Annotated in this window: 21 protein-coding genes; 16 read left to right on the top strand and 5 right to left on the bottom strand. The window is 44.1% G+C overall.

Going from position 1 to position 20,236, the window contains the following annotated elements:
• The first annotated feature begins 28 nt into the window (after positions 1-28).
• From ACO05V_RS00230 to ACO05V_RS00205, 6 genes are all read left to right on the top strand, one after another.
• The gene (locus tag ACO05V_RS00230; protein ID WP_421846378.1) at positions 29-325 is read left to right on the top strand and encodes a DUF6172 family protein; all 297 of its coding nucleotides are present in this window, start codon (positions 29-31) and stop codon (positions 323-325) included.
• Between the two features lie 179 nt (positions 326-504).
• Positions 505-2,367 carry a sigma 54-interacting transcriptional regulator gene (locus ACO05V_RS00225; RefSeq protein WP_421846376.1) on the top strand — a complete coding sequence of 621 codons (1,863 nt, stop codon included), beginning with the start codon at positions 505-507 and terminating at the stop codon, positions 2,365-2,367.
• Positions 2,368-2,713: 346 nt separating this feature from the next.
• Positions 2,714-4,204: an aldehyde dehydrogenase family protein gene (locus tag ACO05V_RS00220; RefSeq protein WP_421846374.1), complete on the top strand. Its 1,491-nt coding sequence runs from the start codon at positions 2,714-2,716 to the stop codon at positions 4,202-4,204.
• Between the two features lie 143 nt (positions 4,205-4,347).
• Positions 4,348-5,565 carry an MFS transporter gene (locus ACO05V_RS00215; RefSeq protein WP_421846372.1) on the top strand — a complete coding sequence of 406 codons (1,218 nt, stop codon included), beginning with the start codon at positions 4,348-4,350 and terminating at the stop codon, positions 5,563-5,565.
• A gap of 262 nt (positions 5,566-5,827) precedes the next feature.
• Entirely contained in the window at positions 5,828-6,778 is a 951-nt protein-coding gene (gene thiL, locus ACO05V_RS00210; RefSeq protein WP_421846370.1) for a thiamine-phosphate kinase, read from the top strand.
• Positions 6,779-6,834: 56 nt separating this feature from the next.
• On the top strand, positions 6,835-7,317 hold the full coding sequence (locus tag ACO05V_RS00205) for a phosphatidylglycerophosphatase A (RefSeq protein WP_421846368.1): 483 nt from the start codon (positions 6,835-6,837) through the stop codon (positions 7,315-7,317).
• A gap of 231 nt (positions 7,318-7,548) precedes the next feature.
• Here ACO05V_RS00205 and ACO05V_RS00200 read toward each other — a convergent pair whose 3' ends face one another.
• Positions 7,549-8,355, bottom strand: coding sequence for an amino acid ABC transporter permease (locus ACO05V_RS00200; RefSeq protein WP_421846366.1), 807 nt, complete (start codon positions 8,353-8,355; stop codon positions 7,549-7,551).
• A gap of 113 nt (positions 8,356-8,468) precedes the next feature.
• Positions 8,469-9,275, bottom strand: a complete 807-nt coding sequence (locus ACO05V_RS00195) for a transporter substrate-binding domain-containing protein (protein WP_421846364.1) — start codon at positions 9,273-9,275, stop codon at positions 8,469-8,471.
• A 178-nt stretch (positions 9,276-9,453) separates the two neighbouring features.
• Between ACO05V_RS00195 and ACO05V_RS00190 the strand changes: the two genes are divergently transcribed.
• The 7 genes from ACO05V_RS00190 to ACO05V_RS00160 all read left to right on the top strand — a co-directional run bounded on the left by ACO05V_RS00190 (position 9,454) and on the right by ACO05V_RS00160 (position 17,675).
• Complete coding sequence (locus ACO05V_RS00190; RefSeq protein WP_421846362.1) at positions 9,454-10,299, top strand: hypothetical protein; 846 nt, start codon at positions 9,454-9,456, stop codon at positions 10,297-10,299.
• A 31-nt stretch (positions 10,300-10,330) separates the two neighbouring features.
• Complete coding sequence (locus ACO05V_RS00185; RefSeq protein WP_421846360.1) at positions 10,331-10,834, top strand: GNAT family N-acetyltransferase; 504 nt, start codon at positions 10,331-10,333, stop codon at positions 10,832-10,834.
• 38 nt (positions 10,835-10,872) lie between these two features.
• Positions 10,873-11,424: a DJ-1 family glyoxalase III gene (locus ACO05V_RS00180; protein WP_421846358.1), complete on the top strand. Its 552-nt coding sequence runs from the start codon at positions 10,873-10,875 to the stop codon at positions 11,422-11,424.
• A gap of 262 nt (positions 11,425-11,686) precedes the next feature.
• Positions 11,687-12,817 (top strand): glutamine-hydrolyzing carbamoyl-phosphate synthase small subunit, encoded by a 1,131-nt coding sequence (gene carA, locus ACO05V_RS00175; RefSeq protein WP_421846356.1) that lies wholly within the window; start codon positions 11,687-11,689, stop codon positions 12,815-12,817.
• A gap of 23 nt (positions 12,818-12,840) precedes the next feature.
• On the top strand, positions 12,841-16,056 hold the full coding sequence (gene carB, locus ACO05V_RS00170) for a carbamoyl-phosphate synthase large subunit (protein WP_421846354.1): 3,216 nt from the start codon (positions 12,841-12,843) through the stop codon (positions 16,054-16,056).
• Complete coding sequence (greA, locus tag ACO05V_RS00165) at positions 16,056-16,532, top strand: transcription elongation factor GreA (RefSeq protein ID WP_212916687.1); 477 nt, start codon at positions 16,056-16,058, stop codon at positions 16,530-16,532. Before carB ends, greA begins: the two co-directional genes overlap by 1 nt.
• 126 nt (positions 16,533-16,658) lie before the next feature.
• Entirely contained in the window at positions 16,659-17,675 is a 1,017-nt protein-coding gene (locus tag ACO05V_RS00160; protein ID WP_421846352.1) for a lipoate--protein ligase, read from the top strand.
• 116 nt (positions 17,676-17,791) lie between these two features.
• On the opposite strand, the gene ACO05V_RS00155 is transcribed toward ACO05V_RS00160, so the two are convergent.
• Positions 17,792-18,055 carry a hypothetical protein gene (locus ACO05V_RS00155; RefSeq protein ID WP_421846350.1) on the bottom strand — a complete coding sequence of 88 codons (264 nt, stop codon included), beginning with the start codon at positions 18,053-18,055 and terminating at the stop codon, positions 17,792-17,794.
• A 99-nt stretch (positions 18,056-18,154) separates the two neighbouring features.
• On the opposite strand from ACO05V_RS00155, the gene ACO05V_RS00150 reads away from it, so the two are divergent.
• The 3 genes from ACO05V_RS00150 (at position 18,155) to ACO05V_RS00140 (ending at position 19,661) form a co-directional block, all read left to right on the top strand.
• Positions 18,155-18,937 carry an AraC family transcriptional regulator gene (locus ACO05V_RS00150; RefSeq protein ID WP_421846348.1) on the top strand — a complete coding sequence of 261 codons (783 nt, stop codon included), beginning with the start codon at positions 18,155-18,157 and terminating at the stop codon, positions 18,935-18,937.
• Positions 18,938-19,158: 221 nt separating this feature from the next.
• A complete protein-coding gene (locus ACO05V_RS00145) occupies positions 19,159-19,410 on the top strand; it encodes a type II toxin-antitoxin system Phd/YefM family antitoxin (protein WP_421856834.1) in 252 nt (83 codons plus the stop codon).
• Entirely contained in the window at positions 19,407-19,661 is a 255-nt protein-coding gene (locus tag ACO05V_RS00140; protein ID WP_111606818.1) for a Txe/YoeB family addiction module toxin, read from the top strand. The genes ACO05V_RS00145 and ACO05V_RS00140 overlap by 4 nt, the downstream gene beginning before the upstream one ends.
• A 165-nt stretch (positions 19,662-19,826) precedes the next feature.
• On the opposite strand, the gene ACO05V_RS00135 is transcribed toward ACO05V_RS00140, so the two are convergent.
• Positions 19,827-19,973, bottom strand: a complete 147-nt coding sequence (locus tag ACO05V_RS00135) for a hypothetical protein (protein WP_421846346.1) — start codon at positions 19,971-19,973, stop codon at positions 19,827-19,829.
• Entirely contained in the window at positions 19,970-20,185 is a 216-nt protein-coding gene (locus ACO05V_RS00130; RefSeq protein WP_421846344.1) for an addiction module protein, read from the bottom strand. Before ACO05V_RS00130 ends, ACO05V_RS00135 begins: the two co-directional genes overlap by 4 nt.
• Positions 20,186-20,236 lie beyond the last annotated feature (51 nt).

Here is a 20,236-nt window from a genome sequence, read left to right as displayed (position 1 = left end):
TGCCTTACTCAATACTTTTAGGATCATAATGAAAAAGAACTTTGTTTTATCTCATCCCAAAAAACCATATCAGCGTCTCGTTGAAGAAGCGAAAAACGAAGTTAAGCAATACATCAAAGCGGAGCGCAATAAAGCCTTGCCTGAAGGCGCGGATTTTTGGGGATTTAACTGCAAGTTTGGTCAAACAGCAGATAAAGCAAGAACAATTCACGAAGGTGATATCAATACCAATATTAGCTCGGCGCAAAGCCAGCATTGGAAGACTTTTTATCTAGAAGTGATTCCAACACCAAAGCAGCGCGCAAAACGCTCAGAAGACGAGTAATACGGCGACTTTTAGTCGACGACTTATTAAACAAAACAAGGCAGATCTGCGACAAGCGGTCTGCCTTGTTTTGTTTCTGGGTCTAGTGATTTCTTCAAGTGGCCTTTCCTTGGTTGCTATGAAACGGAGATTTACTTTATATTGAAATGCTCTTGTCTTGATAGTCAGTGGTGTTTTAAGTGAGTGATGTTAATGAGTACCCGGTAAAAACCTATTCATCAGAACTTAATGATGCTGTTGAGGATGCAAGTACGCTTCTTGGTATATTAGAGGCTTCTTCTGAAGCTTGTTGGAGTATGGAGTTCACAACACCGGTGAATCTCAATGTACCTAAACAGGAAGTGGTTCGACAGGTATTTGAAAATAGTCCGTATTGGCGCTTTTGTAATAAAGCGATGGCTATGTTGTATCGCTTCCCATTGGATCAAGATTTTAACCAATGCCAAGTCAGTGAAATTTTTCCCTGTAACGAACGAAATCGAGATTTTGTTCGTCTATTAATCAAAAATGATTTTCATGTTAATCAGGTCTCAGCATTAGATACTCGTTATGACGGCGAAGAAATACATGTCGAAAATGATGTTCGTGCCCATATTCGTGGCGGCTTCCTTATTCGAATGTTTGGAATGGTTCGAAATATCTCCAAACAGCAGCGTCGAGAACAGGAACTTCGTGAGCAAATTGGCTTCTTGAAGGGCGTATTGGATTCTATATCTGATCCTATTTTAGCTGTGTCTAGTAATGGAAATATTGTCGCTGCAAATACAGCAGTGGCCAATTTTTATGATAAGCCTTTAGATCGAATTTTAGGGTATAGCGTTTTTACCTTGTGGCACGCCCCCGCCAGTTTAAAGAACCAAATCAATCGCTGTTTAAATAGTAAAAGAGCGCTATCAGAAACCTTTAGTGAGGGTTGTCCTGATGGAATGGCGTCCTACTCGACATCGCGAGTGTTGATTGAGCAGAATAAAGATTTGGTTTTGATTCAATTATTTGGTGTTCATCGTGCAGATCAACCTAAAGCGAAGTCGAATAAGAGGTCAAAATCATTTGGTGTGTTGGCAGAAGCCGAAATTCGAATTGATTTTGAAGTACAACGAGCGTTGAGCTCGGACCTTGAGCGTATTTTGAAAAGAGGGGAGCGTGCGGTTTCTCAAGGAATTCGGATTTTAATTACAGGCGAGTCCGGTGTCGGTAAGACAGAGTTAGCAAGGCATCTGCATAATTTTGTCGCCGGTTCTGGTGATCCATTCATGTCGGTGAATTGTGCTTCTATTCCAGAAAATCTTTTTGAATCCGAGTTATTTGGCTATGGAAGAGGTGCTTTTACAGGGGCAGATAGTAATGGCCGTAAAGGGTTGATTGAACAGGCAGAAGAAGGAACCCTTTTTTTAGATGAAGTCGGTGAAATGCCCCTGACTGTTCAAGCAAAGCTACTTAGTTTTCTAGAGGATGGTATTGTTCAACCTATTGGGGGAGTGCGTAGAAGTGTGACTGTTCGTGTGATCTCGGCAACAAATCGGAACTTATATCAGATGGTTATGGAGGGGACATTTCGAGCAGATTTATATTATAGGTTGTCGGTGGTTTCTTTGGATGTACCTTCGCTTCGAGATATGCCTGAACTCTTAGATTATTTAACGCGTAGCTTTGTGGATCGAGTTAATCTTCGTCGTAAGATTCCTCTGGTTTTAGAGAGATGGGTGATGCAAAGAATTCAACATTATTCGTATCCAGGGAACATAAGAGAGCTATTTAATATTATTCAGCAGCTTTCAATTTTTGTAGATGAGAGCGAGGATCTTGTTGGCATTGTGAATGACATTTTGCCGATGAGCTCTCCTGTAGCAAATGAAACTGTTTCTATTGCAGTTGGTGAGGAGGGGGGCTTGATGAAGTTGAAGGATCAAGTAAAACAGTTTGAACATCATATTATTAGTAATGCTATCGCTAAACATGGTTCTAAGAGAAAAGCGGCGTTAGCGTTAGGTGTTGATATAGGTACTATTGTTCGAAAAACAAAAAACGCAGGTAAGTCTTAGTCCTGCTCTTTGTTGACTGATTGTTTTGTATAGATCCTTTGTTTTAAATCAACGTTTTCCATTGCCAATCATATTATTATTTCTATTCTTGGTTTAATCGTATTCCTTTTTGATGTATTACCTTATTTTGGTGTTTTCATTGAAGGTGATGCGATTAATCATCACTAATATGCATCGCTGTATGTATAAAATCATCACTTTACCTGTCTTTTTATTTGCACGTTATCTTTCCTACTTTTTATTATATTTGTAACCTTTTGATTTTAATTGAAAATATTTTTTTCTATTAGTTGGTACATCCTTTGCGTTTATACGTTTGTATAAAAACACACAAAAGGATAATGAAATGAACAGCCGTATAGATTCTTCAATTATTTTAAAAAGAGGTTTGCTGATAGATGGTGAGTGGGCTTCTGGCTCAGCTGGCACTTTTGATGTTGTATCACCACATTCAGGCAAGGCTTTATATCAAATTGGCAAATGCTCTCCTTCTGATGCTGATCGGGCGATGGCCTCAGCCAAAGCTGCTCATGCTAACTGGGCAAAAACTCCCGTAGTGGTAAAAGCGAAAATTTTACGACGTATTCAGCAGCTTATGTTGGAACGAGCAGAAGAAATTTCTCAGAGCATTTGTGCTGAAATTGGTAAAACGATTACGGATGCGAGAGAGGAAGTCTATGAATATGCCGCACCTTCATGGGGGAAAGCGGCTGAAGAAATGCTTCGTCATAGAGGGATGACGTTTCCTTCGACGCAAGAGCAAACTAACAACAAGCGCCTAGTACAATCCTTTCGCCCTCTTGGTGTTGTTGCTGTTATCACACCTTATAATTTCCCCGTTGATATTTCATGTATTGCATTAGCTCATGCCGTCGCTGCTGGGAATACTGTTGTGTGGAAACCTTCGGAATACGCTGCTTTATCATGTGCAATGGTTGCTGACATTTTTGCTGAAGCTGGCTTACCACCGGGTGTTATCAATGTTGTTCAGGGGCACGGTGATGTCGGTGCGGCTCTGGTTGATAATCCGGAAATGAAAGGTGTGTTCTTTACTGGTTCAACAGCAACAGGACGTCAAATTGCAATTAAGTCTGTTCTTAAGCCTCAGTTGTTAGAGTTAGGTGGAGACGGTCCCTTTATTATCCTACCAGATGCGGATATTGATGCCGCTGTTGAAGGGGCACTAAACGGCTGCTTTTATTACTCTGGGCAAGTTTGTACATCCGCTGAGCGTCTTCTTGTTCATGAGGAGATATATGATGAATTTGTTGAAAAATTCATTGCTCGTACAGAGCAATTAAATATTGGCGATCCATCACTAGAAACAACACAAATGGGGCCTTTGTGTAATGCAACGACACTAGATCGTACGGTTCGCCATGTTGACGATGCTGTGTCAAAAGGCGCCAAAATTGTCCAAGTTGGTCCGCGTGATGGTCTTTATTATCCTGCGACTATTCTCACCGACGTTACTTTAGATATGGAAATTGTCCAAGAAGAAACGTTTGGGCCTGTGGCTCCAATTATCAAAATTAAGTCAGTAGAAGAGGCAATTGAAATTGGTAATTCTTCTGGACTTGGTTTGATTGCTTCTTTATGGACAAGAGACTTAGCCACCGCATGGAGAGTATCAGAGGCGCTTCCACACGGTACAGTTAATGTAAATGAAACAAGTAACTACTGGGATCAGTTAGCTCCTTTTGGTGGTACTGGAAATAGTGGCGTTGGTCGTGAGTTATCTAAATGGTTTATGGATACTTTCACGGAAAGTAAGCTAATCAATTTTGATCTTGGTGGTGAAAAAGCTCAAAACCGCAGAGCAGAAGGTGGTTGGTAATAAAATAAAGGGGGCTTACAACTTAATTAAGTAATAAAAATCGCCCTTATTGCTTTTGCAAGGTGTGAAGGTTGAATTCAATCTTTACACCTTGCAAAACGAATATCACAAAAAACGATTATAAAATCATTGAGGAACGAACAATGAATAAATTTAGTAAACATTTACCTGAAAGCTGGGGTCTTGTACTGTCTGCTTTTGCATCCGCTTATGGTATTGGTTTGTTATCTCTTTTAGCCTTGCCATTTTTAATTAGTGCCGTGATTAATGGCTTTAATGTTAATGAAGCAACAGCGGGTTACATTGTGTCCGCTGAATTTGCTTTTACTATGATAGCTTCTTTAATCGTTGCTCCTTTTATGGCTACTGCGCCTCGTAGGACAATTGCCATTATTGGTAGTGTCACTGCTATTGCTGCCAATATTTTTTCTGCCAGTGCGGCAAGTGTTGAGGTTCTCACGGTTTTTCGTTGTATTGCAGGTATTGGTGCTGGCCTTTGCTTGGCATGCGGAAACGCTTGTGTATCATCAGCTAAAAACCCTGATCAAGTAGCAGGTCACATGAATGTGTTGTTTGTCGGGATGATGATCGTTGTTATGTTGGTTTTTGCCGATGTAATGGAGAGTAATGGTTTGGCTGGATTATATTACACAATCGCTATTACCATGAGTGTAATGTTGCTTTTAGTGCTTAAAATGCCTCAAAAAGCCAATTTGACAAGTGAACATCATGATACTCAGCATCCAGTGATTGATATTAAAATTTTCTCTGGGGTTGGTGTTTTAATGTTGATTGCCATGTTCCTTTTTTCAGCGCGCGATACGATGGGTTGGGCATTTGTTGAGCAGGTCGGGACGAAAGTAGGTTACGATGGCCCAACATTGGGTTTGCTCTTTTCATTACAGGCATTCATTGGCCTTGCTGGACCGTTATTGGCTTCTATAATAGGTAAACGCTTTGGGATTCGTCTTCCTGTAATTATAGGTATTGTAGCGACGGGATTGGTCACTCTTGGTTATGTGTTGGGTGCTGAATCTAAAATGATGTATACCATTGCCGTGTTGATTAATGCTGCAGTGTATTTCTATACGCTTGCTTATATGACAGCGTTAGCAGCATCGTTAGATAAAGGTGGTCGTGTTGCTGCCGCTAGTGGTAGCTTTTTGACGTTGGGTGTGGCTATTGGGCCTTCTATTTCAGGCACTTTGATCGCAATAGGCGGATATCAGTTGTCTGCGATCGCCATTGCCATAACTGCTTTACTTACCTTGCTTTGCGTCATTGCGCCTTTGGCGAAGGCAAGGGAGCGTTATTCTGATATGTCTGAGAGTCAGGTATATAAAACAGCATCAGCAAATTAGCATCTGCGTTTTAGTTACTCTCTAATCGGGAGTAAAAAAGCTTCTCTATAAGGTCTGCTAGATCCAATCTGGCAGATCTTTTTTCATGATGAAATTTATTTTTCCAGCTGTATTTTTAGATTATTTTATCGATCTAAAGTACTTAGCTATTCTGACATCCTACCGACAATACGGTATCCTCTTTGCCATTAAACAGGCTTGCCTTGATAGATAGGCAAACGCCTTTGGTTGACCTTTAATTGAGATAGGCAAGGATCTTCTGTTGAAAGAATTCGAGTTGATACAAAACATCTTTCAAGCGTCTGTGATGGCGAGTACACAGGGGCGCGGGGATCTTTTGTTGGGCATTGGTGATGATTGTGCTCAGGTGCAAGTGCCGCAAGCTCAGAGTTTGGTGTTTTCTATGGATACCTTGGTCGAAGGTCGACACTTCCCTTTCGATGCCGATCCTGTGGATATTGGCTATCGCGCGGTGGCAAGCTGCGTCAGTGACTTGGCCGCGATGGGCGCGAAACCGGCGTTTTTCACCTTGGGGCTGACGATACCTGAATCTGATCCGCAATGGTTGGCTGGATTGGCGCAAGGCATGGCAGAACTGGCCGAGCCTATTGGTTTGGCGTTGGTTGGCGGTGATACCACCAAAGGTCCGTTGACCATTACGCTACAAGTACATGGTTATGTGGAAGCCGACATGGCGGTAAAGCGCAGTGGGGCAAAGGTCGGTGATGATATTTATGTCACCGGTTTGCTAGGCGATGCCGCGGCCGCTGTGCCGATTGTCACGGGTGAGTTGCAGGTATCGAGTGAGCGTTTTGATTACTTCTATGATCGTTATTGGCGACCGCAGCCTAGGCTGATTGTCGGCATGGCGCTGAAGCGTGTGGTGCATGCCATGATGGATATTTCCGATGGCCTTGCTCAAGATATCCAGCATATACTTAAAGCGTCTGATGTCGGGGCAATTATCGATGCGAGTCGAGTGCCGATTTCCGCTGAGTTAAGTCGTTGGCAGCCTGAATCTGCGCTGGCGTTGGCGCTAACCGGTGGTGATGATTACGAGTTATGTTTTACCGCATCGAAAGAGCAAGCAGACGAAATTGCCTTGATCGCTCAAACCCTTAGCTTACCTTGTACCAAGGTAGGTGAGATTGTCGCGGAAGGTTTTAGTATCCAAGGTTATGAGGGTGAGATATCAGGCTGGCAACATTTTTAGGGGCGATTACTGCGCCCACAAAGCATTTTTAACTTTTAATTTTAGGTGATGGTTTCATGGTGAATTCTGCCCCAGCGTCGGTATGGCGTAATCCGATACATTTTTTGGCGTTTGGTCTTGGCTCTGGTGCCGCGCCAAAAGCGCCGGGAACCTTTGGAACATTGGCTGCAGTGCCTTTGTTTATTTGGTTCCTACAAGATTTGAGCGCAACGGCGTACTTTATTGTGCTGGTGGTGACATCGTTAGTGGGGATTTATCTATGCGGTAAAACCTCAAAAGACATGGGTGTGCATGACCATGCTGGTATCGTCTGGGACGAATTTGTTGGGTTCTGGATTACCATGTGGCTGGCGCCTGCTGGTTGGTTTTATATCGTGCTGGGCTTTGTGTTGTTTCGCCTATTCGATATCTTGAAACCTTGGCCGATCTCTTGGGTTGATAAAAACGTTCACGGCGGCTTCGGTATCATGCTGGACGATGTGCTAGCAGGCATTATGTCTTTTGTCGTCCTACAAGCTTTGATCGAATTTGTTTTTTAGCTCTTAGTTCCTTCCCCTTTTGTCTTCCAAGGGGAAGGTTAGGATGGGGTTACTTTTGTCTCTTATACTGCGTCGCTTCTCATCGATCGAATAACATTTCTTCTCGAAACTACCGCCTCCCTCGTCGAAATGTTATTCGCTCGAGTGTTTGGGTTATTGGCGGCGGAGTTATTTTTGTTTTCATGTACAGCATTCAAAAGCCAACTTAGCGTTGGTTTTTTTTCATTCTAATCAATGATGATCATTGCGTCTCAGATGACTTTCAAAAGCTCGTATCATCAGCGATAAGCTGAGTGTGAGAATAAGGTACATGAAGGCGACGACGTTGTAGGTTTCGAAGAATTGGAAGGTGGAGGAGCTGAATACTTTGCCGAGTTGGGTGATGTCTTGTACGCCGAGTACTGAAACGAGTGCAGAGTCTTTGATCATGGCGACGAGGTCGTTGCCAAGGGGAGGTAAGATTTTGCGCATGGCTTGGGGTAGGGTGATAAGGCGGAAGCGGTGCCAGTTCGATAAGCCCAATGCTTTTGCGGCTTCTATTTGTCCTTTGCCCACTTCTTGAATCCCTGCGCGGAACACTTCGGCAATGAAGGCGCTGTAGCTGATGGCTAGGGCGATAATGGCGCGCCACAGAAGGGAGAAATCTCTTGTGCGGGCTTTTTCTATCCAGCCCGCTTCAATCGGCATCTGTAATGCCCAATTGTAGAGTTTGACCATTTCCGGAGCGCCGACAAAGGCAATGTAAAACAGTAGAACGAGCACTGGAATACCGCGGAAGATTTCTACATAAAAACGGGCACATTCACGAAGAAGGCGATAACGCGAAAATCCTGCCAGTGCGATTAATAACCCAAGAAAACTTGCTAGTATAAAAGCGGTGAAGGTTACGCCGATTGTGGTCAGTAACCCTTCGCTTAGTGCGCCTGCGATGCGTTGGTAGCTTTGGTCGGAAATCATGTTCCATAACAAAACCAGAGCGATAATGATGATGGTGACGAGCCACCACGGCGTGCGTTCTAGGGATTTCTTAAAGGGCATAATACATTCATAGCAAGACCGTTCCGTGGTGGTTAACAATAAAAAACGGATCGCTATAAAAGTATAAGATCCGTTGCTGTTGTGTGTTAAATCGCGCTTATTGGCTGTACTTCTTACTGATTAAAGTCGAAGAACCATTTTTTATTCAGGGCTTCTAAGGTGCCGTCTTTTTTCATGCTTTCGATTGCTGCATTGATCGGTTTAACAAGGTCTGAGCCTTTAGCCAAAATGAAGCCAAAATCTTCAGAGCCCAACGGGCCGCCAACAATTTTGAATGCGCCAGGATTGGCACCGATATAACCGCGAGCAGACGCGGCATCCATTAGCACACTGTCGACATCGCTAGATTTAAGCGCTTGGACTGACGCGCCAAAGGTGTCCAATAAGGTGATGCGAGGATTGTTTTCATCGCCATCAAGAACGTCATAAACGGCCACATAAAAGTTGGTGGTGCCAGCTTGTGCGCCAAATTGTAGATCTGGGTTGGCGGCAAAGGATTCTGCATCGTTAAAACGATCTTCATCGGCGCGCACTAACATGAATTGCTGAGAGGTCATGTAAGGAATGGTGAAGTCGATTTGCGCGGCACGTTCTTCATTAATGGTAATGCCGTCCATGCCGACGTCGTATTGGCCTTGTTTGACGGCTTGAATCATGGTGTCCCAGCTGCTTAGGTGCCATTCAATTTTGGCGTTTAGGCGTTTGCCAATTTCGTTCATGGCATCGTATTCCCAACCAATGCCTTCTCCTGTTGCTGGGTCGACAAAGTTAAGTGGTGTGTAGGCATTTTCGGTGACGGCTAAAATAGTGCGACCTTTAAGGTCTGGCAAGCTGTCGGCGAAGCTGAAGCTGCTGATCGAAACGGCAGCGATAACTATCAAACGAGACAACATGTTCAAACGAGATAACAAAGACATCATGTTTTCATACCTTTTGGGAGTGTGAGCAAAATTGGTTGCGATTATACACAGCCATCCTGCAAAGATCTCTAGCAAGCTTCAGGCCATCAAGTGGCATCTGTTGGCGTAAGCGAGTATATTTGCTTACCAATATTCAAATCGATGAATGTGGATTTTTTAGACTGCGATTAAGGTTACTATGTCCCGCGAATTACCACCTCAACAGGCTTTCCAAACTCACTGCTTAGCAGAGATGGGCGTGGTGTCCTGGTTGTCTATTGAGAATAATGAGTCTGCCACGGACAGTGTGTCGGGTACGGTTTTTATGCCGGTACAGCCTTGGCCGATTGATGTGGCAACTCCTTCTAATTCTTCTTTTACGGACTCTTATGGTGATCAGCCTTCCGCTGGGTTTAGATCCGCCGAGCCTGCGCCAGCTCCAATGCCTAAATTATCACCAGAAGAAAAAGAGCCTTTGGTTCATCATCTTCGTGAGCAGTTAAATGCAGGGCCGGAAATTATCGTCGAAGATTTGCAGCCAATTGAAGAATTGGCTGTCGATATTGCGGTTGAGCCAGATCCAACGCTGAACACCCAAATTACGCGACTGAATATTCACGCTTATGCTTTGTCTAATAAACTTTTGATTCTAAGCGATGTGCCGCAGGTATTTTCCCAAGCCGAAGATATCGAGCGTCTGGCATTAAAAATGGGGCAAGCGCTCTTGAAACAGCCTATTGATGAATGGCAGGGCAGTGCGTTTACTTGGCCGGGACAATTGCGTAATCCGTACTTTTTGAATCGTACCGATTGGTTGTTTGGCGCGTTAGAAAGCTATGTTGGTCGTTTGGTAAAAGACTTTCCTGAAACTCCATGGCTAGTGCTGGCTGGCGCACAAATCACGCAGCTGGTGGAAGATTTACCGCCTGAAAGCCCGTTAAAACAATATCCTACTGCGCACATCGTAAGTTTGTCTGAATTGTATCGTATTCCTGAACTGCGCAAAGAGGCGTGGCAAGTGATGCAATCCAGCTTTTTCCGTTAATCTTTTTGCCTTTAATGAGGCGTGCAATTTTATGATTCCTTCTGTTTCTATTCGTCTGGCGACCGAGTCAGACTTGCCGTGTATTATCCAACTCGATGCCGTGTCTAATCCTCACCCTTGGGGCGAAAATTTGGTCGCTGAAGCGTTACAAACTCGCAAAAATTGGGTTGTTGAATTAGGTGATGCGACGCAAAAATCCATCGTTGGTTGGTTAACTGCCTCGATGGTGCTTGATCAATCCGAATTAGAATTAATTGTGATTGATACCTCTGTCCGTAGACAGGGGCTAGCTAGACAGTTGATGATGGTTTGGTTAGAAGCGGTCGCGCAGCAAGATGTTAGTGAGCTGTTGTTGGAAGTGCGTGAGTCGAATCTAGGCGCCATTTCCCTGTACGAATCGTTAGGATTCGAATTGGTTGGCCGTCGCAAAAATTACTATCAAATAGAAAAAAAAGGGCAAACAGAGCAAGGTCACGAAGCAGCTTGTTTGTTTACACTGAAAATAGAAAGGTTTTTAAACGCAGTAGTCGTATAGAAGTCTTGATGAATTAATGTATTTGAAAGAGGTAAAGTATGAGCAAGGTATTAGTTCCTATTGCTAACGGCAATGAAGATATTGAAGCCATTACGATTATCGATGTGTTGCGACGTGGTGGTGTGGAAGTCACTGTGGCGAGTATTCACGAGACTAAACAGGTTGTTATGGCGCACGGCACGAAACTAGAAGCCGATGTTTTATTAACTGAAGTTGGCGAGCAAATCTTTGATGCCGTTGTATTGGCTGGTGGAATGCCAGGTGCTGAGTATTTGCGTGACTGTGAGTTACTAATCGAAATACTGGAAAAACATGACATCCAAGATGCTTTATTAGCAGCGATCTGTGCGTCACCGGCGGTAGTGTTTGGTACTCATGGCTTTGTGGTGGATAAACAAGCAACGTGTTATCCAGGTTTTGAAGATGGGTTAGTTGGCGCTGAGTACATGGCCAATGAGCCTGTGGTGATGGATGATAATATTTTGACAGGCAAAGGGCCTGCCACAGCGATGATTTTTGCATTAACTGTATTGGGTAACTTAAATGGTTACGATGCAGCCAAAAATGTGGCTGATGGATTGTTGTGCTAAAAGGTTAATTTGCGCAATCCTTATTCCTGACTAATAAGTCAAGAAAAAATACACTCAAATCCTGTGTTTTTGCCTGTTTTCTCGGCAATTCGGTGGACGCAAAAGTCGTATAAGAGTAGAATTAGGCAGATTTTTTGAACGCGAGATCCATTGGTTATCCATCAATGGATGAACGGCAAAAACGCAATTTCTTAAAAGCGATATGAGCCGCCGGTTTATCTCGCTTTTTTGCAACCTGATAGTCTCTAAATGGGAGGTTCCTTTGGCAACATCAGCGATTCTGGCTCTGGAAGACGGCACGATTTTTAAAGGGGTGTCGATCGGAGCAGATGGCTCCTCAACGGCCGAGGTAGTATTCAACACCTCAATGACCGGTTATCAAGAAATTCTTACTGATCCTTCCTATGCTCGACAAATGGTCACCTTGACCTATCCCCACATCGGGAATACTGGCGTTAACTCTGAAGATGAAGAATCCGATAAAGTATGGTGTGAAGGTTTGATCATTCGTGATCTTCCTTTGGTTGCTAGCAGCTGGCGTTCACAAGAATCTCTAGATTCTTACTTGAAGCGCAAAGGCGTGGTGGGTATTGCCGACATCGATACGCGTAAATTGACACGTATTCTACGTGAAAAAGGCGCACAAGCAGGTTGCATCATGGCAGGTGAAAACCTAGATGAAGCGGCTGCGGTTGCTGCTGCCAAAGCTTTCCCAGGCTTGAAAGGCATGGATCTAGCGAAAGAAGTAACGGTAGAAAAATCGTACGAGTGGACTGAGTCTACTTGGGATCTTGTGAAAGGTCACACGACGCCAGCATCTTTCGACTTCCACGTGGTTGCTTATGACTTCGGTGTGAAACGTAACATTCTTCGTATGTTGGTTGAGCGCGGTTGCCGTTTAACCGTTGTGCCAGCAAAAACTCCAGCAAGTGACGTTTTGGCGCTGAATCCAGATGGCGTATTCCTATCCAATGGACCTGGTGACCCAGAGCCATGTGACTACGCGATTCAAGCCATTAAAGAGATCCTAGAAACAGATATTCCTGTCTTTGGTATCTGTCTTGGTCATCAGCTTTTGGCTTTGGCTTCTGGTGCGAAAACCAAAAAAATGAAGTTTGGTCACCACGGTGCAAACCATCCGGTACAAGCTATTGAAAAAGGCACTGTGATGATCACCAGCCAAAACCACGGTTTTGCGGTAGACGAAGACACCTTGCCAGCTAACCTTGTGATGACTCACAAATCTTTGTTCGATGGCTCTTTGCAAGGCATCGCACGTACAGATAAGAGTGCATTCAGCTTCCAAGGTCACCCTGAAGCGAGCCCGGGGCCACACGATGTTGCGCCGTTGTTCGATCAGTTCATTGAAAACATCAAAGCCACTAAAGCCTAAAAGTAGGAGCGGAGCGAAATATTATGCCAAAACGTACTGACATAAAAAGCGTCTTAATTTTAGGTGCAGGCCCTATTGTTATCGGTCAGGCTTGTGAGTTTGACTATTCTGGTGCGCAAGCGTGTAAAGCGCTTCGTGAAGAAGGCATTCGCGTTATTCTGGTGAACTCAAATCCAGCGACTATCATGACTGACCCAGTGATGGCTGATGCGACTTACATCGAACCAGTTGAATGGAAAACAGTAGAAAAAATCATTGAAAAAGAGCGCCCAGATGCAGTTTTACCGACTATGGGTGGCCAAACAGCATTGAACTGTGCGTTGGATCTTGAGCGTCACGGTGTGCTAGAAAAATACAATGTTGAGATGATTGGTGCGACAGCAGATGCTATCGACAAAGCAGAAGATCGTAGTCGTTTTGATAAAGCGATGCGCGCAATTGGTCTTGAATGTCCACGTGCGGGTATTGCCCACAACATGGAAGAAGCGCTTAAAGTTCAAGCTGAAGTAGGCTTCCCTTGTATCATTCGTCCTTCTTTCACTATGGGTGGTACCGGCGGCGGTATCGCCTACAACATGGAAGAGTTCGACGAAATCTGTACTCGCGGTTTGGACTTGTCTCCAACCAACGAATTGCTAATCGATGAATCTTTGATCGGTTGGAAAGAGTACGAAATGGAAGTTGTTCGCGACAAAAAAGACAACTGCATCATTGTTTGTGCGATTGAAAACTTCGACGCTATGGGTGTTCACACTGGTGACTCTATCACTGTTGCGCCAGCACAAACTTTGACGGATAAAGAATATCAAATCATGCGTAACGCTTCTTTGGCGGTATTGCGTGAGATCGGCGTAGAAACCGGTGGTTCCAACGTACAGTTCGGTATGGATCCAAAAACAGGTCGTCTTGTTGTTATCGAGATGAATCCTCGTGTATCTCGTTCGTCTGCTTTGGCATCGAAAGCGACAGGTTTCCCAATTGCGAAAATCGCTGCAAAATTGGCGATTGGTTACACGCTTGATGAGTTGCAAAACGATATTACTGGTGGTCAAACGCCAGCGAGCTTCGAGCCTGCAATTGACTACGTTGTTACTAAGATTCCTCGTTTTACGTTCGAAAAATTCCCGACAGCGAATGATCATCTAACCACGCAAATGAAGTCAGTTGGTGAAGTTATGGCGATTGGCCGTACTTTCCAAGAGTCTTTGCAAAAAGCATTGCGCGGTTTGGAAGTGGGTTCTGACGGTTTCAATCCTCAGTTGGATTTTGCTGAAGAAAACAGCAAAGAGAAATTGGCTTACGAGCTTCAGTCTCCTGGTTCTGACCGTATTTGGTATATCGGCGATGCCTTCCGTTCTGGTATGACGGTTGATGAAGTGTACGAAGCAACGGGTGTTGATCATTGGTTCTTGGTGCAAATCGAAGACTTGATTAAAGAAGAAGCCGCATTAGCAGACAAAGGTCTGATCGACATGACGTACGACGTGATTCGTCGTCTGAAGCGTAAAGGTTTCTCTGATGCGCGCCTTGCGAGCTTGTTAAGCGTGACTGAGAAGTCTATGCGTGAGCGTCGTTACTTGATGAATGTTCATCCAGTTTACAAGCGTGTTGATACTTGTTCTGCTGAGTTTGCGACTGATACAGCTTACATGTACTCAACGTACGAAGATGAATGTGAAGCCGCGCCAACGGATCGCGATAAAATCATCATCCTTGGTGGTGGTCCAAACCGTATCGGTCAAGGTATCGAGTTTGACTACTGCTGTGTACATGCCGCACTAGGTCTACGTGAAGACGGTTACGAAACCATTATGGTGAACTGTAACCCTGAAACTGTATCGACTGATTACGATACGTCTGACCGTTTGTACTTCGAGCCAGTCACGCTTGAAGACGTGTTAGAAATCGTGCGCAAAGAAAAACCAAAAGGCGTGATCGTTCAATTCGGTGGACAAACGCCGCTGAAAATCGCTCGTGCTTTGCAAAACGAAGGTGTGCCAATCATTGGTACAACGCCTGAGTCTATTGACCGTGCAGAAGATCGTGAACGTTTCCAAAGCATGATTCAGCGTTTGGGTTACAAGCAGCCTCATAACGCGACAGTGCGCAGTGTTGAACAAGCCGCAGCGAAAGCCGCAGACATCGGCTACCCGCTTGTAGTTCGTCCATCCTATGTATTGGGTGGCCGTGCGATGGAAATTGTTTATAACGAAAAAGAATTGATGCGTTACATGACCAGCGCTGTGAAAGTGTCTAACGACAGCCCGGTCTTGCTAGATCACTTCTTGAATGCGGCGATTGAGATCGATATCGACTGTATTAGCGATGGCAATCAAGTGGTTATCGGCGGCATCATGCAGCATATCGAACAAGCGGGCGTTCACTCTGGTGACTCTGCGTGTTCTTTGCCTCCATACTCTTTGTCAAAAGAAGTGCAAGATGACATTCGTGAGATGATCACCAACATGGCGCTAGAGCTTGGCGTTGTTGGTTTGATGAATACTCAGCTTGCGGTTCAGGATGGTGAAATTTATGTGATCGAGGTGAATCCTCGTGCATCACGTACTGTGCCTTTCGTTTCTAAGTGTATCGGTCGTTCTTTGGCGCAAGTTGCTGCCTTGGTTATGGCGGGTAAAACACTGGAAGAGCTTGGTTTCACCAAAGAAATCATTCCTTCTTACTACAGTGTGAAAGAAGCCGTTTTCCCATTCAACAAGTTCCAAGGTGTCGATCCGATTCTTGGGCCTGAAATGAAGTCTACGGGCGAAGTCATGGGCGTAGGCGATACTTTCGCAGAAGCCTTTGGTAAAGCAGCGCTGGGCGGTGGTACGGTATTACCTACTTCAGGTCGTGCTTTCATCAGTGTTCGCGATATGGACAAAGAAGGTGCGGTAGACGTCGCTCGTCGCTTGGCTGAACTAGGCTTTGATCTTGTTGGTACCGAAGGGACAGCGAAATACCTAACTGAGCGCGGCGTTGAAGTTCGTAAAGTGAATAAGGTGAATGAAGGTCGTCCACATATCGTTGATATGATGAAAAATGGCGAAATTGATTACATCATCAACACTACGTCTGGTACGCAAGCGATTGCCGATTCTTCTGTTATTCGTCGTACAGCTTTACAGCGTAAGGTTTGTTACACTACGACATTGGCTGGTGCTGAAGCAACGAGTATGGCGATTAGCCTAACAGGTGAAACGAAAGTTAGAAGACTGCAAGATTTGCACTTGGGGAAATAATGAAAAAAGTACCAATGACAGTAGAAGGTGAAGCTCGTCTTAGAGAAGAGCTTAATCACTTGAAAACTGTCGTCCGTCCTCGCGTGATTGCGGATATCGCAACCGCGCGTGAGCATGGCGACTTAAAAGAAAACGCAGAGTATCACGCCGCTCGTGAAGAGCAGGGTTTTGCCGAAGGTCGAATTAAAGAGATCGAAGGCAAACTTGCAGATTCACAAGTGATTGACGTTAAAGCGTTGCCAGTAACTGGCAAAGTGATTTTTGGTACAACAGTAACACTGTTTAATGTTGATACCGAAGAGACAGTTACTTACAAAATTGTTGGTGATGATGAAGCTGATGTGAAAGTGAAGAAAATCTCTTACGCTTCACCAATCGCGAAAGCCATTATTGGGAAAGAAGAAGGCGACGAAGTTGCCATTCAAGTTCCTAGTGGTGAAGTGGTTTATGAAATCGAGAAAGTTGAATACCTATAAATAGGTGTTAGATACTTCTCTCTAAAAACCATGATGTGAAAGCATCGTGGTTTTTTTATGTCTGCGAAAACGTTATAAAGGTAGCTGATTTTTAAGCTTATTCCTTTTGTAATACGAGAAAATGCCATGGCTAGCCGAATTCTAATCTCCCATTCTAATAACCCTCATTTTAACCTCGCAGTGGAAGATTGTATTTTTCGCTCTATGTCAGCGGATCAGCGCGTACTGTTTTTATGGCGAAATGCTGAAACAGTGGTGATTGGCCGCTCTCAGAACCCGTGGAAAGAATGCAATATCAACAAGATGGAGCAAGATAAGATTCACCTTGCTCGTCGCCAAAGCGGGGGCGGTGCGGTCTTCCATGATTTGGGCAATAGCAACTTTACCTTCATGGCGGGCAAGCCTGAGTACAACAAAGAAGTCTCCACCGAGATTGTTTTGCAAGGCTTGAAGAAGCTAGGTATTGAAGGTTACGCCAATGGCCGAAATGACTTAGTGGTGGGCGAAGGTGAAGAGATGCGTAAATTCTCTGGCTCCGCCTACAAAGAAACCAAAGACCGCGGTTTTCACCATGGTACTTTATTGTTACATGCAGATTTAAGTCGTCTAGCGAATTACCTAAACCCAGATGTGAAAAAGCTCCAGTCGAAAGGCATCACCTCAGTGCGTTCACGAGTCACCAACCTAAACAGCTTGTATCCGGCTATTGACCATCGGCTAGTGTGTGACGCCATTGTCGAAGCGTTTTGCGAATACTTTGGCGAGACTGCGCCAGTCATAGAGGAAATTTCTCCAGAAGCCTTGCCTGACTTACCTGGCTTTGTGGAAAAATTTGCTCAGCAACAAAGCTGGGATTGGAACTTTGGTAAATCACCGCAATTTACCCACACGCTAGACGAGCTCTTCAAGTGGGGTGGAGTAGAGCTGCATCTTGATTTGAAAAATGCAGAAATTGCTGCTGCGAGAACCTTCACAGATAGCTTATTCCCCGACCCAATCGAACAGCTTGCAGAAAAACTTATTGGCGTGACCTACCGACCAGACGCCATTGCGGCATGTATCGACTCGGTTATTGAGAATTTTCCAGACCATAAAAACGACTTAGAAGAGATGAAAGCATGGTTGGTGAAGGCGGTTTCTTAGCTAATTTTTCGATTGGCCAGTAGTTAGGTCTTTGATGATTAGAGGCGATAGCAACGACTAGTAACAAGTCGCCTCTAATTTGATAAAAAAACTAAAGTTTAAGCTAAACCGATAAACTATAGTTCTTCACTTAAAGTTTGAAGCGTCTTATTTTGAAACTGGAACACCTCAAACATGCCTAATACTCGCAGAGAGGGAAGCGTCTCTTTAATGGCCTCGAAGAGTTTCGCTTTTTCTTCCTCGGTGGTGGTTGGGTCTTGCCAGAGTTTAGCATTTAGCAAAAATGCGGCTACTGTCCCTTTGCGAATGTGAATGCCTTCAAGATTAGCTTGGTTAACATCTTCGGGCAAAATGTCTTCTGGTTTGATAATGGATGTCATGATGAAACCTCTTATATTGATGAATGAGGGTTCAGTATAGTGCTGGAATTTTGGCTATACTCCATTGATTAAGACAATTAATACCGAGAAATTGCCAAAATGAAAAGCTCCCTGTCGTTTGCGGATATTATTCACCAATCTGATGCTGACTTAATCTTGTCAGTGGAACTAGTCGAAAACCAAATAAGAGAAACGGAACCGCATCGACACGCATTTGGTCAGTTGGTTGGTAGTTTAGAAGGGCTTTTGTCGGTACAAACAGAATCTGGTTGGTGGATTGTTCCTGCAACCCATGCCGTGTGGATTCCACCGAATACATTTCATGGCGCGAAATCCCATGGTCCTTTTAGAGGCTGGAGTGTGTACCTTGATCCAAAGAGAAGTCAGTTGCTTGATAGCTCACCAAAAACCTTTCAAACAACACAGCTACTAAAAGAACTGGTTCATCGAGCAGCCTGTTGGCCAGACGATACATCTCAAGCCGTGAAAAACCGTTTATCCGAAGTGCTGTTTGATGAAATCTTGAGCTTGCAAGAAACTTTGCTAGGCTTGATGCAGCCTAACTTGCCATCGCTTAAAAAGATGACCGATGGGTTACTATCGAACCTTGCTGATAATCGAAGTTTAGAGGAATGGGCGAGAACGATAGGTTTGTCTTCGAGAACCCTAGCACGACGTTTTAACGAGCAAACAGGGCTGGGTTTTTCTGAATGGCGGCAACGAGCAAGGGTATTGAGCGCCATCGAAATGTTGGCCGACAACGTACCTGTAACCAATATTTCGTTCACCTTGGGCTATGAAAATGTCAGCGCCTTTATTGCCATGTTTCGTCGTGTAATGGGCGTGACACCGGGGCAATATATTCAGTTCAATAACGATTGATTCATTGTTTGAGCTGAATAGGGGAAGTAATAAACAGTTACCAAAGCCACTGTCACAACTTGGTTGAAAAAGAGTGTTTGTACAGCTTGGAAGGCGGCGGGAGTGTGAGGTATAGATGATTAGGATGCTTCCACTGATCATGGTCTACGGGTGAGTTGTTGATTTATTTTAGGTGTTTACTTTATACTCATTGGTACAGAATTAAGTACAGGAAATAAATGATGGATGCTATCAGTTATACCGCCGCTCGAGCTAATCTTGCTAAGACAATGGCTAAGGTCTGTGATGATCATTCTCCAGTGATCATCACGCGCAAAAGCGAAAGCCCAGTTGTGATGATGTCTTTGGAAGATTACGAGTCCATGCAAGAAACTACCTACTTGCTGCGTTCGCCAGCGAATGCCAGAGTCTTGTTGGAGTCTATTGCTGAACTGGAAGCGGGTAAGGGTGTTGAAAGAGAGTTAATCGAGTGAGACTCACTTTTTCAACCGCTGCGTGGGATCAGTATCTTTACTGGCAGAGCACAGATAAGAAAGTATTAAAGCGGATAAACTTACTGATTAAAGATATTCAGCGAGAGCCTTATGAAGGAATTGGTAAACCAGAACCTTTAAAACATGGCCTTGCTGGTTATTGGTCTCGCCGCATCAATGATGAACACCGAATTGTTTATAAATATCAAGATGATGCAATTTTGATCGCTCAGTTAAGATATCACTATTGAGTTTTTGTTTTCGTTCTAGCTACTCGTTCGATTAGCCCAGTAGTTAGGTCTTTGGTGGCTAGAGGTAATAGCAACGACCAGTAACAAGTCGCCTTTAATTTGATAAATAATTGAATAAAGGAATCGGTTAAGTAAGCACTTATGCGTGAATGCGCTAGCTTTTTGCTAAGCAGCTGGGTGTAATTTAATTCGTTCTATCGACGACTCTAGTTCAGCAATGAATCTCAATCCTAGGCCTTTATAAATACCATCATAGTATTTGAAGGCATCATCGAGTTCCCTTTCGGCGATGTCTAAAAATTCTACGTTCATTTATATTTACTTAGCACTTCAGACAAGGGCTTAGAGGTTAGCTGTTTTTTTTCATACGCTTCAATGCGAGCATCTGCCTCTCGTGCCCAAATAGCGTTTAGCTCAGCATTCGGTGTATCTAAGCTTTCAAGTAGCTTTTCGACAAGCTCTACCCGCTCGCTCGTTGAGAGTGATAACGCATCTTCAACGATGTTTCTGTTTACTTGAGTCATTTTATGTCCTCCTCGATTAAGCGAAAGAATAGCACTGAAAGGATGGTATTT

It is taken from the genome of Marinomonas sp. (genome assembly GCF_965225885.1).
GTDB lineage: Bacteria > Pseudomonadota > Gammaproteobacteria > Pseudomonadales > Marinomonadaceae > Marinomonas.
The sequence above is the reverse complement of the archived record's forward strand: the minus strand, read 5'-3'. Positions and strand labels throughout refer to the sequence as shown.

What these genes read in the sequence shown, in the direction of transcription:
- ACO05V_RS00230 (WP_421846378.1), top strand. Translation starts at nt 29, where the DNA reads ATGAAAAAGAACTTTGTTTTATCTCATCCCAAAAAACCATATCAGCGT.
- ACO05V_RS00220 (WP_421846374.1), top strand. Translation starts at nt 2,714, where the DNA reads ATGAACAGCCGTATAGATTCTTCAATTATTTTAAAAAGAGGTTTGCTG.
- ACO05V_RS00215 (WP_421846372.1), top strand. Translation starts at nt 4,348, where the DNA reads ATGAATAAATTTAGTAAACATTTACCTGAAAGCTGGGGTCTTGTACTG.
- ACO05V_RS00205 (WP_421846368.1), top strand. Translation starts at nt 6,835, where the DNA reads ATGGTGAATTCTGCCCCAGCGTCGGTATGGCGTAATCCGATACATTTT.
- ACO05V_RS00200 (WP_421846366.1), bottom strand. Translation starts at nt 8,355, where the DNA reads ATGCCCTTTAAGAAATCCCTAGAACGCACGCCGTGGTGGCTCGTCACC.
- ACO05V_RS00195 (WP_421846364.1), bottom strand. Translation starts at nt 9,275, where the DNA reads ATGATGTCTTTGTTATCTCGTTTGAACATGTTGTCTCGTTTGATAGTT.
- ACO05V_RS00190 (WP_421846362.1), top strand. Translation starts at nt 9,454, where the DNA reads ATGTCCCGCGAATTACCACCTCAACAGGCTTTCCAAACTCACTGCTTA.
- ACO05V_RS00185 (WP_421846360.1), top strand. Translation starts at nt 10,331, where the DNA reads ATGATTCCTTCTGTTTCTATTCGTCTGGCGACCGAGTCAGACTTGCCG.
- ACO05V_RS00180 (WP_421846358.1), top strand. Translation starts at nt 10,873, where the DNA reads ATGAGCAAGGTATTAGTTCCTATTGCTAACGGCAATGAAGATATTGAA.
- carB (WP_421846354.1), top strand. Translation starts at nt 12,841, where the DNA reads ATGCCAAAACGTACTGACATAAAAAGCGTCTTAATTTTAGGTGCAGGC.
- greA (WP_212916687.1), top strand. Translation starts at nt 16,056, where the DNA reads ATGAAAAAAGTACCAATGACAGTAGAAGGTGAAGCTCGTCTTAGAGAA.
- ACO05V_RS00160 (WP_421846352.1), top strand. Translation starts at nt 16,659, where the DNA reads ATGGCTAGCCGAATTCTAATCTCCCATTCTAATAACCCTCATTTTAAC.
- ACO05V_RS00155 (WP_421846350.1), bottom strand. Translation starts at nt 18,055, where the DNA reads ATGACATCCATTATCAAACCAGAAGACATTTTGCCCGAAGATGTTAAC.
- ACO05V_RS00150 (WP_421846348.1), top strand. Translation starts at nt 18,155, where the DNA reads ATGAAAAGCTCCCTGTCGTTTGCGGATATTATTCACCAATCTGATGCT.
- ACO05V_RS00145 (WP_421856834.1), top strand. Translation starts at nt 19,159, where the DNA reads ATGGATGCTATCAGTTATACCGCCGCTCGAGCTAATCTTGCTAAGACA.
- ACO05V_RS00135 (WP_421846346.1), bottom strand. Translation starts at nt 19,973, where the DNA reads ATGAACGTAGAATTTTTAGACATCGCCGAAAGGGAACTCGATGATGCC.
- ACO05V_RS00130 (WP_421846344.1), bottom strand. Translation starts at nt 20,185, where the DNA reads ATGACTCAAGTAAACAGAAACATCGTTGAAGATGCGTTATCACTCTCA.